This window comes from Roseofilum reptotaenium CS-1145 (assembly GCF_028330985.1).
GTDB lineage: Bacteria > Cyanobacteriota > Cyanobacteriia > Cyanobacteriales > Desertifilaceae > Roseofilum > Roseofilum reptotaenium.
On sequence record NZ_JAQMUE010000079.1, the window covers coordinates 56,464 to 70,415 of the forward strand.

Below are 13,952 nucleotides of genomic sequence, written 5' to 3' on the forward strand. Positions count from 1 at the left end.
CCTGATGCGATTCTTCTGCTGTCACTCTCTGAGTAGAAAAGTCTATTTTGACTCTAAGTCACTCTAACCCTATGGGATATGTTAGAGTTTCTTGTTATTGAATATGTGCGATTAGAGAATAAAAAAACTAGTGCTGTTGATGAAAGGACACTATGCTTATATCTTTTCAAATGCCAGGAGGCGGACTTGAACCGCCGACACGAGGATTTTCAGTCCTCTGCTCTACCGACTGAGCTATCCCGGCTTATTTTGAATCCTTTACTAAGGTAACACTAAAAGAATTTAGTTGTCAATACCCTGAAGAAAAATTTCTGAGGGAAAGGCGATCGCCTTTCCCTTCTGCCCTAAATTGGACGTAAGCGAGTTAACTTCAAATTGAACTGACCTCCAGCCGTTTCACCAAAGGCACGCACCCGTACAATATACGTCCCTGACTTAGTAATCCGGGCAAAGAGCAGGGAATTGGTACTGCCATCAGGACCATCATCATTTTCAGCAACGGTGGTACCATCATCACCCAGCAAGGTGACAATGGTATCAAACTGATCGGAATGCAGGTCAACTACTACATTATCCCCCTCATTCAAGTTGACCATGTAATCCCGTGCAAACCCTCCTTGACCAGTGGGAATATCCTTTTGCGAGAGGGTATCAGTAATTTCATTGCTCGTAAGTAATGGCTTGGGATTATAAATTTCTGATTGGGCCTGAGCTGCTGTCTGAAGACCGATCGCCATCAACAGACTGAAGACGAAACGAATACCGCTACCTGGGGTAGCTAAAGAGTTAAGCATGAAACATCAAGTCAACTGATGGATTTTCTGTGAATATCTTAAACTACGCTTTCAGGTAATCGCCAGTGTGGTCTGGCGTTCTGATTAGGTTTCAATATTACCCCGACGAGCTACCGTACACCGGGGAGCAATCCACCATGGGCCGCCTTCATTCCCTCTCAAGTCGCATTGTTCGATGGGCCCTGCACCATTAGACGCAACATAAATCCCTTGTTTTTGGTTGCCATATAACCGGCATTGTTTCAAACTCAGGTTACTTTGTTTTTTGATATGTACACCTCGGCCGCCATTTTGGAAAATATCACAGAAGGACGCACTAGCGTGACCGGCTTCAGAAACTAAAATCCCCTCGCCAGTCATTTGAGAAATTTGGCAATGTTCTAAATTTGCTTCAGCATGACGATCGCTTTTAACACCAATCGTCTGGCCATAAATCTGACAAAATTCTAGGCTAGAGCGGCTATCTTGTGTCATCCAAACTCCATATTGGGAATCTCCAGCCACTTCACATCGACGTAGGGTGGCGTTCGTATTTTTGCCTTTGATGTAAATATTAGCCAGTCCGGTTCCGTGAATAGTACACTCTTCCAGGGTCAGGTTGCCATGGGTGATAGAGATAGCGTAGGGACTATGGAGACGTTGACCCATGAAGCGACCGAGGAGATCGGCGCGGTGAATTTGTGTCCAGTTGCGGTAGTGAAAGGTTACACCCCGAATCAGGGCGCGATCGCCTTCCATTCGCACGCAAGGGGCCAATTGACTCTCGATAATAATATCTTCCTTATTTCCTTCACCCATAATTTGTAAGGGTTTGTCAATTCGTAAACTTTCAGCATAAAAACCGGCACGGACTTTAATGATCGTATAGGGAAGGGCATTTTTAATCGCTTCATTCAGAGTGCGATAGTTAGCTGGCCCCAGTTTAGCCACGACTAGGGGCGGTGCGTCCAGGAATTCGGGATCGTCTTCTGAAGGTTGAGTAATCGTGGGCAGGTTATAGGGGCTACTATTGAGGTCATTGAGCGCTTCTTGGGCTGATTGATAGCGATCGCCGATCGCCACCTGAGTCAGTTTATCCAAAACTCCCCCCAGGTTTTCACTGATAGGATTGCCCTGTAATTGGGTTTCGCGCCATAACCAACGTCCTTGACTGGGGTCGTAGAGGCGATCCGGTTCCACTCCCGTTAACAGACATAAACCGGTTACCCCTAAACTATATAAGTCACTGGCTGGATAGGTTTTACCTGTGAGCATCTGTTCCAAGGGGGCGTAGCCTTGTGTGCCAATCCCTACGGTTCCCGTTTGGGCGATCGCCGTTTGGGCCAATTGCTTAGAAATACCAAAATCAATCAGGACAAAGCCTTCCGGAGCTGATTCTAGCCCCTGTCGGAGCATCAGATTTGCCGGTTTAATATCCCGGTGTATAATCTGACGATTATGGATAAATTGCAGTACCGGTAAGAGTCCTTGGAGTAGATTCCTAATTTGAGCCTCTGTAAACGGGCCATTTTGCTGCAAACATTGGGCTAAATTCTGTCCAGGGATAAACTCTTGGACTAAATAGCGTTGGTTCTCTTCTTGGAAAAAGTCCCATAAACTGGGGATTTGGGGATGGGCATCGAGATTGGTAAGCCGTTGGGCTTCCTGTTCAAACAGGGCGATCGCCTTTTCATACAAAACTGCATTCCCTTGTACTTTCGGCAGGGAAACCAAGTGTTTAATCGCACATTTTGCCTCCCCCCGTTCCCGATCCAGACCTAAGTACGTGCGAGCGCATCCACTGGTATTCGAGATTAATTGCATCACCTGATAGCGCCCTTTCAGCAACCGCAGTGCTGACCCACAATTGAGGCAAAATTGGGTAGATAGTGGATTTTGGGGTTGGGAACACTCTGGGTTGAGACAGTAGCTCATGGATCAATTAATAATTACAATCCTTTAGATTTCCGTGGCATCAGTTATCCCTTCAAAACTTACCCCAAAAAAGGGGGAAAAGTAAGTCATAAGCCGGATTCTGTTCTCCAAGATCCCGACAGAGATCTTGGGGGGAGTTATCTATCTGGGACATTTGTTGCCAAATGCCTCAAGCGGTTCATAATCCTGGAACAGGTAAAAGACCAACCGTTGTTCCATCTGCCTTGCTCCCAACCGGGGTTTACCGAGCCAGTACCTCTCGATACTGCTGGTGCGCTCTTACCGCACCCTTGCACCCTTGCCTGTATGCTTAATGCACCATCGGCGGTATGTTTCTGTGGCACTCTCCTCACGATCGCTCGCACTGGGCGTTACCCAGCAAGTTTGGTCTTTCGGGAGTCCGGACTTTCCTCAGACCGAGTTCCCTCGATCTGCAACGCCCTCCCTTACTTTTCCCTGTTATTAGTTTATCTAAATACGGGGTTCTAATATAATGTCCCCAATTCTGAACAATGCCAGGCCTCTGCCAGTACATGACTTAACCAACTGCGTTGCGAGGCATCCAAAAAGCCATCATCTGCTAAAATTTCTTCCTTGAGATCGTCTAAGGATTGACCTTGGGAACGGGAAATATTAATGACTCCGGCGATCGCCGCTGCCACTACTTCCTCATCTACAGGCTTGTGGCGCAAGGCTATGATATCTTGGGAATGCTGTGGAATCTTGTAGTTCATCGTTATCTGAATCCGTTTTAATCAGTTGAAGAGAGCGTGAGAATGATGTAAACTTTTGTAACATTATTTTAATCACGTAATCGCGATAATAACATACTTTTTGATTTTGTCAAGATATTTTTAGTGATGCACCGATGCAAGAACTCCTTTATTTAGAAATTCCCCAACCCAATACCTCTAGCGTACTGACTTGGTTACAGCAGCAGTACGACCCCCCCATCGGCGAGAAGTTCCTGACTCCAGATGGTTTTAGACTCCATTTCCCTCAACGAGACCCTCTGTCGATATTCGTTTGGTCAGTTCAGCGCACCACATACCTCAAACTCTTCCGTTGGTCAAACACTCCCATTCCCCAAGAAGGGCGAGTGATGAATCACCTAAAAAACCAGCTTCAGAGACAATTCCCCCATGAATACCCCGAACCCCCAGAAATCGATTTATCCAAACAGTCTATTTTTGAAGCTTTAGCGCCCTACTATCCACAAACGGTGCATTATTTCCAGAAAATGCCCAGGGGAGAATATGACCTCAACCGGGTGTATTGGTGGGAAAAACGATGGCGAGAAAATGTGCGCAACCCCCAGATTCCGACTCCTGTCATTCGCCCCCTAGAAACTCCTTTATCTGAGGAGAATACCTACGATTTAATTTATATTGGCGGTGCATTGGGAGCCATTCATTCTGCACTCATGGCAGCACGAGGCTATCGGGTGTTATTGGTCGAACGTTTGCCCTATGGTCGGATGAATCGGGAATGGAATATTTCTAGGGATGAATTCGCCCAGTTAATTGAGTTAGGGTTGTTTACTCAAGAGGAATTTGAAGACTTAATTGCCCGGGAATATGTAGACGGGTTTAATAAGTTTTTTGATAGTAATAATCCGGAGAATCTGAAAGCCAAAGTTTTGCACACCCCCAAGGTCTTGAATATTGCTATGGCCTCCGATAAGCTGTTGGGCAGTTGTGGCGAGAAGTTTCTCAAAGCTGGCGGTGAAATTCGGGATGAAACTGAATTTCAATATGCAGAAGTGGCAGATAATGGAGTCAGGTTAACCTTAAAGCATTTGGGAACTGGGGAAACATCCCAAGTACAAGGTCGCCTGCTGATTGATGCCATGGGGACGGCTTCTCCCATTGCCTGGCAGTTGAATGGAAATCGGGCGTTTGATAGCGTCTGTCCCACCGTGGGCGCGATGATTGATGGGGGGTTTGAACCAGGGGTTTGGGATTCAGATTATGGGGATGTTTTGAATAGCCATGGAGATGTTTCTCGGGGAAGACAGTTGATTTGGGAGTTATTCCCTGGTGCAGGTCAGGAGTTAACGTTTTATCTGTTTCATTACCATCAAGTGCATCCGGATAATCCCGGTTCGTTGCTGGAAATGTATGAGGACTTTTTCACCATTTTGCCTGAATATCGACGCTGCGATCTGGAGAAATTAGTGTGGAAAAAGCCGACATTTGGCTATATTCCCGGTCATTTTAGTTTAGGAAATAGCGATCGCAAGGTGGCCGGCAATCGCGTATTGGCAATCGGCGATGCGGCCTCGCTCCAGTCTCCCCTGGTCTTCACCGGGTTTGGCTCTTTGGTACGCAATCTGCCCCGCTTAACTGCACTTCTGGATGTGGCGCTCAAGTACGATCGACTCACCAGCAAAGACCTAGCTGCCATTCGCGCTTATCAAGATAATACTGCTGTCACCTGGCTTTTTTCTAAGGGGATGATGGTTCCCACCCATCGCCATATTCAACCCCAGCTTATTAACTCCATGTTGAATACGTTTTTCGGGTTATTAGCCGATGAACCCCCAGAAGTAGCCGATACTTTCATTAAAGATCGCACGACTTGGCTCTTATTTAATCGATTAGCCTTAAAAGCAGCCGTCAAAAACCCTGCCTTATTGCTGTGGATCTGGGAATTAGCTGGAGCAAAGGATATGTTGCGATGGTTATCCACGTACACCAGTTTTACCACCAAAGCCTTTATTCACGCCCTATTGCGTCCCTGGTTTCCCCAGTTTAGTCAATGGTGTGCGGGGTGGATGGGCGATCGCTATCCGGGGTTATGGTTAAAGATTTTAAGTTTAAACTACAGTCTCTCCGGCAATTGGGGCCAAGCCATTCAAGACTTAGAAACAAGCAAGAGATGATAAGGATTTGATATTAAAATCCGAAAAAGAGAAAGAAAGTTCAAAGCAAAAGAAAGGATTATTTCGGATTTTTCCTCGACTCCATAGCCCAATGAATGCGTGCGCGAATGCTTGGCTCTTCTTCCTGGTGGGTAAGCTGCTGGAGGTGATGGAAGATTGGCTCGTGGAAGTTCGGATCGGCTGTTTCACTGAGAGAGCCTAACCCGACAACGGCGGCATAGCGCACGACCCATTCCGGATCTTCGGTAACTTGAAATAGGGTGTCCATAACTTGCTGTTGAGCAGCAGCCACTTCAGCAGAAGGCATTTTTTGCCATTGGATCGTACCGAGTCCCCTGGCAGCTCCACGACGGACACTCATCGAGAAGTCGTTCACAGCAGCATCGAGCAGGGTTTCTAAGGCTTGAGGATGACCAATTCCAGCCAGGGCACGAATGGCCCAAGCTCGCCCTCCATAGTTATAGTCATCGAGAAGTTCCAACAGGTCATTGACGGCTAAATCTCCGAGGGCAATTAAGCCATCAACGGCAGCAACGGCGGCTCCAGGGTTGTTGAAACTGAGAACTTGAATGAGGGTAGGGGCGGCTTCGGTGATTTGGGCGGCAGCTAACTGTTCTACAGCATCAACGAGGGTATCGGAAGAGTCGGCTTGGTCAACGGCTTCTAGAAGGCTGGATAGGGGAGACATTTCAAATTGAACGCTTCGTGCTAGGGAATAGGGAATGGGTTAGAGGAGTGAGTCCATGAGGGTCATGAGGTCGATTGCCGTTTGGCTCGGAGACTCTTGAGAATCGTTTGCTTGGAGATGATGCTCTAAGAGTCCTTTGAGGGAAATGAGTTTGAGACTATTTTCGGCTAGGGTTTGGGCGATCGCCTCAGCAGCGGGTAAATAGCCGATCGCACCTAGATCGGACAGAACTGCGCGGCGCAGTTGGAGTTTATCTCCTTGCAGGGCAGCCACCAGGCGATCGCCATATTTCCGGTCTCCCGTTAACTGATAGAGGGCACGGGCAGCTCCGTATTGTTCAATTTCTAAAGGATGATTGAGAAAGGGTTCAATGTAGGGAATGGCTGCTTTCACCCCTAAAATTCCCAGGGTTTCGATTGTGGCATTGTAGGGTTGAGCCAGATGGGGACAGCCGGGAATGGGTTGAGCTGCCTCAAGTCCACCTTCGAGCAGGTTTAACAGTTCCGGAATAGCCGCTTCAAAGTGGCCCAGATCGAGAGGTTCTCCCAGTTCTCCTAGGGCTTGGGCTGCGGTTTCTCGAACATAGAAATCTGGACAACGGAGGCACTCTACCAATGCTGGAATGACCTTCGGTTCCGCCAGTTTACCCAGGGCACGGGCGGCATTGCGTCGTAGAGCATAGCCCCCTTCTGGAGTGCGATCGCTGTCATCTTCTAAAGCCGCCACGAGGGCATCAATGGCTTCTGGTTCTTTGACTCGAAACCGTCCCAGCCACCAAGCCGCATAATATCGTTCTCCTTGGTCTCCCTGGAGTAGATTGGTAATGGCCTGGTCTACCGTCAGTTGAGGTGCGCCAGAACTTGATGAGGGGGTGTTAATCATGGCCAGGGGTAGAAACACAAGACATTTAAACACAACTGTGCCCGGAACTCTAAACAGATGTCAGCTTTCGACATTCACCTGTCTAAAGTTCCGGGCCCTATCGCTCAAGCAATAATTAGCTTAAAGCATTGATGGCATAGTCAATGTAGCCGTTAGCAGCAGTAGCACCATTTCCGGTTAAACCGTGGTTAGCTTTGATGTATTTCAGAGCTTCGATGTACCAACTGGGGGACAATTCAAAAGTCCGGTTGATTTCATCGATACCAGCAATCAGATACTCATCCATGGGGCCAGTACCATTAGCGATTAAGCAGTAAGTAATCATCCGCAGGTAGTAACCAATGTCACGGGCACACTTGTCTTTACCCCGTTGATCGGCAGCATAATTAGGGCCTTGCATTTGGGTGGTATAAGGGAATTTGTTATACACCGCTTGAGCGGCTCCGTTGATGAGCTGATCTTTCTTTTGGGTTAAGGCTTTAGCAGCAGCAATGAAATCACCAGCTTTTTGGAAACTACCAAAGGCGGCTTGGATTTCGGTGTTGCTTAGAAAGCGACCTTGGGAGTCAGCAGCAGCAACTGCTTCAGTCAGAGGGGTTTTCATGGTTGATGTATCTTCCTACGAGTTGTTTTGCAAAAGTTTCAAAAATAGAAATTTTGAAGCAGAATCAAGACCGAATGGGAGCTATGAAATTCCCAATGGTGAAATTTAGCCTACTGAACCAGCAGCTTTATCGAAGTATCCAGCAATTTCGGATACTAGGGCAGAGCAATCGCCAGGGGTGATTCCATTGCGGTCGTTAACAATAGCGATCGCAGCATCTTTCATTTTGCCTACGCCTACAGCTACGGAAGTACCAGGAGTTCCTAGAGCTTGGTAGGTTTCACGCAGACCATTGAGACAACGATCTTCGAGAACGCTGGCATCTCCAGTGAAGACAGCGTAGGTTACATAACGCAGGATGATTTCCATATCGCGCAAGCAAGCAGCCATGCGACGGCTGGTGTAAGCGTTTCCACCAGGAGCGATGAGCTGGGGTTGTTCAGCAAATAAGGAACGAGCTGCACTAGCAACAATCGTAGAAGCGTTTCCGGTAATCCGGTTAACGGCATCCATGCGTTTGTTACCATCAGCAACCATGGCGCTTAGGGCATCAAGTTGGCCATCGGTCAGGTATTCGCCTCTAGCATCAGCCTGAGAAACCACCTTTGTGAATGCATCGAACATTGACTAAATCTCCTATTTAAGTAGGTCTAGATTCTGGTTACAGAATCGGTTCAACAAGTGCAAGCTGGTCAAGCTACCCGGAAAGACTTGAACAACAGATCCAAAACCGCAATTTGGGATTCTCGCTTCCGTTTACCTGAGTTTAGGCTTCAGTCCACACTCTCAGACCTTTTTGAGTAATCTGAGAAGGTTTGGACGTTGGATGAGAAAGTCAAAAAGCACTGGAAACCTATGCTTGGGTTTTGGTTGGCCTGTTATTTTAGCCCTCCACTTAACTCTTATACAATGTTGTTGGGTCTTAATTTGTTACATATTATTAAGATTTTAATCTGGGCCATCAAACACAAAAAATTAGCACCCGATCCTTCGAGGAATGCCTGTACAATTGGGTTTCGCCCAATTCCTGGGGTCTCCATAGACAAACCTAATCGATCTGATGCTCCTGGCTGGGATTTTTATTCTTCTGAAATTGGGGGTTAATGGGGTAAATTTCGTTCTAAATCAAACAAAAATCCATGGATATACTCCTCCGTCCACTCCGGGCCATAAAACCGGGTAAACATTCCCCTGGCAGGATCTTTTTCTGCTCGATAGCGAATGTATCTCAACTGAGCCTGTTTAATTTTTAGCAAGTCTTCTTCTCTATCGATAGGTTTAGCCTCTTTCACAAAGGTCACGTAAGCAGCTAAGTAATCCTCAAATGCAGCCAATACTCGCTCTTCAACCACCTCTGTTTTTTGGGGACGAGTCCATAAAAAAGCGGGGGAGAAAAAGGGTTGTGCTTCTTCCGGAAAGTCTCCTCCCCAAGGTAGATGCGCTTGATGAGTTTTAAAGACGGGCAAAATGGGTTTAGTGTATTTTTCCTGATAGGAGGGGTCATCCCGAAATAGGGGCTGCATGTCCAGGGCAATCAGATGGCCTCCCGGTAAGGTGACTAAATCCGCCCCAAAAAACGGTAAGTCGTAGTTGAGATGGGGAAAAATGACAAAATTGAGAACCTGTAGAGCTTCTCCTCCTTGGACATGAGCGGCGCGAATTTGACGCAGTTTGTCCGTTTGAAAGGCCTTGCTGGTGGTCAGTACCTCGGATTGACGCTGCCCTTTACCCACCGTAGCTTGTTTGGATTTAAATCCTTGGGGAATGGGATAGGGTTCTAGGTCTAGGTGTTCTTCGAGATAGGCGATCGCATGATCTAAAAATGGTTGATATAAAGTACTCACCATAGGAGTTTTCTCGATTTCATACTCTTTTGTTTGGGTTGCCTATCTGCTTACTGGGCGCTTACGGCTAAAGGCTTTGGTTTTGCTTCAGAGAACAAAAACTCATACAAAAACTGCTCTGACCATTCATGGCCAAAGTAGCTACTAAATAAGCCTGATGCAGGGTCGCGATCGGCGCTATACTGATCGTAATCCCGTTGGGCGCTGCGAATTCTTTCGATTTCTGTCGGATCGGTTGCCGGTTTAGCCTTGCCGAGTAACTCCCAATAGAGATTTAAGTAATCTTTATAGGCTTCAAACACCTCAGTTTTTACCGTTTCAGTATCCGTTTTAGCAAACAAGAGATATTGGGAGAAATATTGATTAGCATCATAAAACTTCATCTCTAAATTTTGTGCTAAATCACTGTAGCGATCGCGCACTTCTTTCATCGGTTCAATATACTCTTTTAAGTAGTCCGGATTGCGAAAGAGGGGCTGAAAATCCATCACCACTAAATTTTTCTTAGATTTACCAAACGAGAGAAAATCAATTCCTAGCAGCGGTAAATCATACTCGTAACTGGGATAAATTACACTATTAAAAACCTGAGACGCTTCACCCCCATCAATATAAGTGTAGCGAATTTTTCGCAGTTCCGGGCTTTGATAACACCAACTTTGAATCGTTGCCGGATGCTTGCCACGAGTACTCACCTGACGTTCTAGACCTGGGGGAATCGGTTGACTTTGTAAATCAAACCGCTCAAATAACTCCTGTTCTAAAAAATCCATAAAAGGTTTATACATAAGATCCGGACTCATTACACAACTGTTAAACCTTAAGCGTAAAACAAATTAACCAACTCTGTCTCCCCTACGATCCACAAAGACACAATCCTTAACACTTCTGAGTGTCTCAGGAGATACCTTGCCCCTCCAAAGCGATCTATGTACCATGATCAAAGTTATCTGTCGATCATCAATTGAGTTTTGATCATGCGCCCTATCCGGCTCTTCTCTCCCATTCAAACCTTTTTCAGAATCTGGAAGGGCATTCTAGGCGTTTGTCTTGTTGCCATTATTTTATCTGGACTCTTTAGTTCTCCAGCCTTGAGTCAGATCTCCATCTTCCCTACATCAGATCCCGAACAATCACCCTCTACTCTGGGCTGGAATATCAATCAAATGTATGACTGTGGTAATATTTTATGCAGTCCAGTATACTTGGACGGCGCATTCTTGTTTGCTGTAACCTCTTTACCAGAAAATCAGCTCAGGAGTGGAGATCAATATATTCTTTCAGCAGAAGAACGATCTAAAAATATTCAAAACACCCTCTATAAAATCATTCGCTCTAAACAAGACTATAACCAACAACAGACCAAAGAAGATAGAAGCTATACTTCGTCTCCGATTAAAATAGAAGTCGGATTTTTGTTTGGTCAAACTGTTGTTTTTCTACCCGATCAAGAAGGTTTGGTTTCTCGAAAAATCGTGACCATAACTGAACTCGATGCTCGCTACTCAGAGCAACAAATCTCTGACTTGGCAGAAGCATGGAAAAGTATTATTGAGCAACAACTCAAAAAATCGATATACGAACGTCAAAAATTATCACAAAACCCCTTTCAACCGGTCAAAAAAATAGCTCAACGACTGCTGTGGATCATCTTTATCAGCATCTCTGTTTATGCCATCTATCGATTAGTGAAAGCTTGGGATCGCAAACTGCGGCGTACCCTTGAAGAACTCGACCATAGCCTCCAATTGAATTCAAAATCGGTCTCATCAGAACCGATCAACTCTGGGGCTACTGAGACCGATAGAACCGCTCAGAAATCACCGTTCTCTGAGCAATTAGAATGGATTTTAAAAGAGGATATGAAACTGCCTATCTTTTGGCAGCAAATCAATACCACCACGACCCAATTAGAATCCATGTTGTACGCATTACCTCAATTATTGCTTCAGCGCCGCACATTACTCAAACAACAACGTAACTTCCTTAACTTAATTTTGCAATTACTCTTAGCCGCACAATTTCTGATTTGGGCTTGGGGAGCAGCCGCCTTAGTCAATACCTATCCCCAAACTCGTAACTATCAACATTTCTTTGTGCAATTGAGTCTGAGTTTGCCCCTGGTATGGGTTACAATCATTATCCTCAATAAACTGGGGGATTTTTTGATTGAATGGTCTCTCAGTCGATGGGCTAGATATTCGGCACGTCAGGAATCAAGTTCTTCTTCGCGGTATGCCTTAAGATCGAATACTTATGCAACAGCTCTCACCCAACTAACCACCTTTATGTTTGTGACGATTGGTTTGCTCATGACTTTGCGGATATTAGGTTTTTCTCCGGCCATACTGGCTAGTTTTGGGGTGATTGCGGTAGCGCTGAGTTGGTTTTCGCAAAACACACTTCAAGATTTGCTCAATGGTGCGCTGATTCTCTGGAATGACCGTTATGCAGTTGGAGATGTGGTGGATATTAACGGAGTGGGTGGACTGGTAGAAAAGTTGAATTTGTATCTAACTCAGTTGCGGAATTTGGATGGAGAAGCGATTACGATTCCTAATGGCTCGGTGGGTATAGTCCGCAATATGACGAAGGATTGGTCGCGGGTCAATTTTAGTGTGGTGATTGCCTATGATGCAGATTTAAATCGGGCGATGGAATTAATTGAACAAACTGCCGCAGCGATGAGACAAGAACCGGGGTGGGATACTCTCATGACGGAGGATTTACAAATGCTGGGGGTGGATGAATTGTCTCACCAAGGGGTTTTGATCCGTGCCCTAATCCGAACTCAACCGATTAAACAATGGGATGTGGCTCGTGAGTTTCGTCGGCGACTGAAATTAGTTTTTGAACAAGAAGGAATTGGTATTGGAGTGCCTCAACACGTCTTTCGGGTTCAGAATCATTCGTCTTTGTTTTCTTTAGGGATGCAACCAAAGGAATAATTGATCGGTCTGAAATGAGAACTGATTGAAACGATCGCTCGCTCAAGCAGGAGAGGCTTTAGTCTGCTCAAGAAAGCGATCGCTCTGCTGAACCGGAGACCTTACTGATACATTACTCTCCGACTCTTTGAGCATCCTCGGTTGACATCCTCCCCTGGCTAAAGCCGAGGGGATTCCTAAACCTCACGATTTAGGTTTCTGTTTCTTTGCAGTTGCCTTCACAGATTTACTCTGCTCTGGTCTTACACTCGCTCCACAGACTGACACCGCAAGTCCTGCGGCCAAGATATTGCGACTGGCATTGATATCTCGGTCATGGTGTATTCCACACTTAGGGCATTCCCATTGCCGAACCTTCAACGGCATTTTTTCCACCACATGCCCACAATTACTACACCGTTTTGAACTCGGAAACCACCGGTCTATCTCGATATAGTTCCTGCCATACCATTGGCATTTGTACTCCAATTGTCGGGTGATCTCTCCCCAACTTGCATCAGATATCGCTTGTGCCAGCTTCCGGTTTTTGACCATATTCTTAACGGCTAAGTCCTCAACTACTACCGTTTGGTTTTCACGCACCAGTTGAGTGGTCAGCTTATGTAAATGGTCGCCTCGGGTATCGGTTATTTTCTGGTGAACTCTAGCCAGTTTTACTCTGGCCTTATATCTATTGTTAGAACCTTTCTGTTTTCTCGATAAGCTTTTTTGAAGTCTCCTTAACTTACGGTAGTGTTTCTTTAGAGGTTTAGGATTAGTCACCTTATTCCCATCACTGGTAATTAACAAGCTACTAATTCCTAAATCAATACCTATTGCTTTATCGTTGACAGGCAATGGTTTAATGGTGGGGTCATCAAATCTAATGGAAATATGCCAACGTCCTGACCGATGGAGTTTTACTGTCACCGAACTGGGCACACAGCCCGATGGAATTTGACGAGACCAGCGAATGGCTAAGGGTTCTTTACATTTAGCTAAATAAACTTGACCTTCTTTGAACTTAAAGGCCGATTTGGTAAATTCAGCGCTACCCCCAAGGTGTTTTTTCTTGAAGTTGGGATACTTAGCACATCCGGCAAAAAAGTTGGTAAATGCGCTTTGTAGATGCCTCAACCCTTGTTGCAAGGGGACACTACTCACGTCATTTAAGAAATCTAACTCTTCTCGTTTTTTCCAGGCGGTCAACAATAAAGAGGTTTCTTCATATCCTACTCTTTCTTGCCGTTCATACCAAGCCTGAGTCCTTTCGTGGAGAGCTTTATTATAGACCAGCCTTACGCAACCCAAAGTTCGCCGCAATAGCGACTCTTGCTCTGATGTTGGATAAAACCTATAGTTGAATGCTCTTTCCATAAAAGACTATTTGACTCTTGTTTACATTATAGCCCCTT

Annotated in this window: 12 protein-coding genes, 1 tRNA gene and 1 other RNA gene; 2 read left to right on the forward strand and 12 right to left on the reverse strand. The window is 45.8% G+C overall.

All coding sequences use genetic code 11. The annotated features are described in order from the left end of the window. Nucleotides 1-171 precede the first annotated feature (171 nt). The 5 genes from PN466_RS15145 to PN466_RS15165 all read right to left on the reverse strand — a co-directional run bounded on the left by PN466_RS15145 (nucleotide 172) and on the right by PN466_RS15165 (nucleotide 3,442). Nucleotides 172-244: transfer RNA gene (locus PN466_RS15145), tRNA-Phe, on the reverse strand. A gap of 100 nt (nucleotides 245-344) precedes the next feature. Next, entirely contained in the window at nucleotides 345-737 is a 393-nt protein-coding gene (locus PN466_RS15150; protein ID WP_390890015.1) for a PPC domain-containing protein, read from the reverse strand. A gap of 141 nt (nucleotides 738-878) precedes the next feature. Continuing rightward, complete coding sequence (locus PN466_RS15155; protein ID WP_271940489.1) at nucleotides 879-2,708, reverse strand: protein kinase domain-containing protein; 1,830 nt, start codon at nucleotides 2,706-2,708, stop codon at nucleotides 879-881. A gap of 74 nt (nucleotides 2,709-2,782) precedes the next feature. Beyond that, an RNA gene (gene rnpB, locus PN466_RS15160) (RNase P RNA component class A) lies at nucleotides 2,783-3,161 on the reverse strand. Between the two features lie 32 nt (nucleotides 3,162-3,193). Next, nucleotides 3,194-3,442 carry a hypothetical protein gene (locus PN466_RS15165; RefSeq protein ID WP_271940492.1) on the reverse strand — a complete coding sequence of 83 codons (249 nt, stop codon included), beginning with the start codon at nucleotides 3,440-3,442 and terminating at the stop codon, nucleotides 3,194-3,196. Between the two features lie 134 nt (nucleotides 3,443-3,576). Here PN466_RS15165 and PN466_RS15170 point away from each other — a divergent pair, with 134 nt between their 5' ends. Beyond that, nucleotides 3,577-5,592, forward strand: a complete 2,016-nt coding sequence (locus tag PN466_RS15170; protein WP_271940494.1) for an NAD(P)/FAD-dependent oxidoreductase — start codon at nucleotides 3,577-3,579, stop codon at nucleotides 5,590-5,592. A 58-nt stretch (nucleotides 5,593-5,650) separates the two neighbouring features. On the opposite strand, the gene PN466_RS15175 is transcribed toward PN466_RS15170, so the two are convergent. The 6 genes from PN466_RS15175 to PN466_RS15200 form a co-directional block, all read right to left on the reverse strand. Next, complete coding sequence (locus PN466_RS15175) at nucleotides 5,651-6,280, reverse strand: HEAT repeat domain-containing protein (protein WP_271940496.1); 630 nt, start codon at nucleotides 6,278-6,280, stop codon at nucleotides 5,651-5,653. Between the two features lie 39 nt (nucleotides 6,281-6,319). Beyond that, complete coding sequence (locus PN466_RS15180; protein WP_271940878.1) at nucleotides 6,320-7,162, reverse strand: HEAT repeat domain-containing protein; 843 nt, start codon at nucleotides 7,160-7,162, stop codon at nucleotides 6,320-6,322. 115 nt (nucleotides 7,163-7,277) lie between these two features. Next, a complete protein-coding gene (gene cpcA / locus PN466_RS15185) occupies nucleotides 7,278-7,766 on the reverse strand; it encodes a phycocyanin subunit alpha (RefSeq protein ID WP_271940497.1) in 489 nt (162 codons plus the stop codon). Between the two features lie 105 nt (nucleotides 7,767-7,871). Continuing rightward, nucleotides 7,872-8,390: a phycocyanin subunit beta gene (locus PN466_RS15190; RefSeq protein WP_271940498.1), complete on the reverse strand. Its 519-nt coding sequence runs from the start codon at nucleotides 8,388-8,390 to the stop codon at nucleotides 7,872-7,874. A 476-nt stretch (nucleotides 8,391-8,866) separates the two neighbouring features. After that, the gene (locus PN466_RS15195; protein ID WP_313898621.1) at nucleotides 8,867-9,628 is read right to left on the reverse strand and encodes a phycoerythrobilin:ferredoxin oxidoreductase; all 762 of its coding nucleotides are present in this window, start codon (nucleotides 9,626-9,628) and stop codon (nucleotides 8,867-8,869) included. A gap of 32 nt (nucleotides 9,629-9,660) precedes the next feature. Further along, nucleotides 9,661-10,398, reverse strand: coding sequence for a 15,16-dihydrobiliverdin:ferredoxin oxidoreductase (locus PN466_RS15200; protein WP_271940500.1), 738 nt, complete (start codon nucleotides 10,396-10,398; stop codon nucleotides 9,661-9,663). A gap of 189 nt (nucleotides 10,399-10,587) precedes the next feature. On the opposite strand from PN466_RS15200, the gene PN466_RS15205 reads away from it, so the two are divergent. Next, nucleotides 10,588-12,558: a mechanosensitive ion channel family protein gene (locus tag PN466_RS15205; RefSeq protein ID WP_271940501.1), complete on the forward strand. Its 1,971-nt coding sequence runs from the start codon at nucleotides 10,588-10,590 to the stop codon at nucleotides 12,556-12,558. Nucleotides 12,559-12,741: 183 nt separating this feature from the next. Here PN466_RS15205 and PN466_RS15210 read toward each other — a convergent pair whose 3' ends face one another. Beyond that, nucleotides 12,742-13,914: an RNA-guided endonuclease InsQ/TnpB family protein gene (locus tag PN466_RS15210; RefSeq protein WP_271940502.1), complete on the reverse strand. Its 1,173-nt coding sequence runs from the start codon at nucleotides 13,912-13,914 to the stop codon at nucleotides 12,742-12,744. Nucleotides 13,915-13,952: the final 38 nt, after the last annotated feature.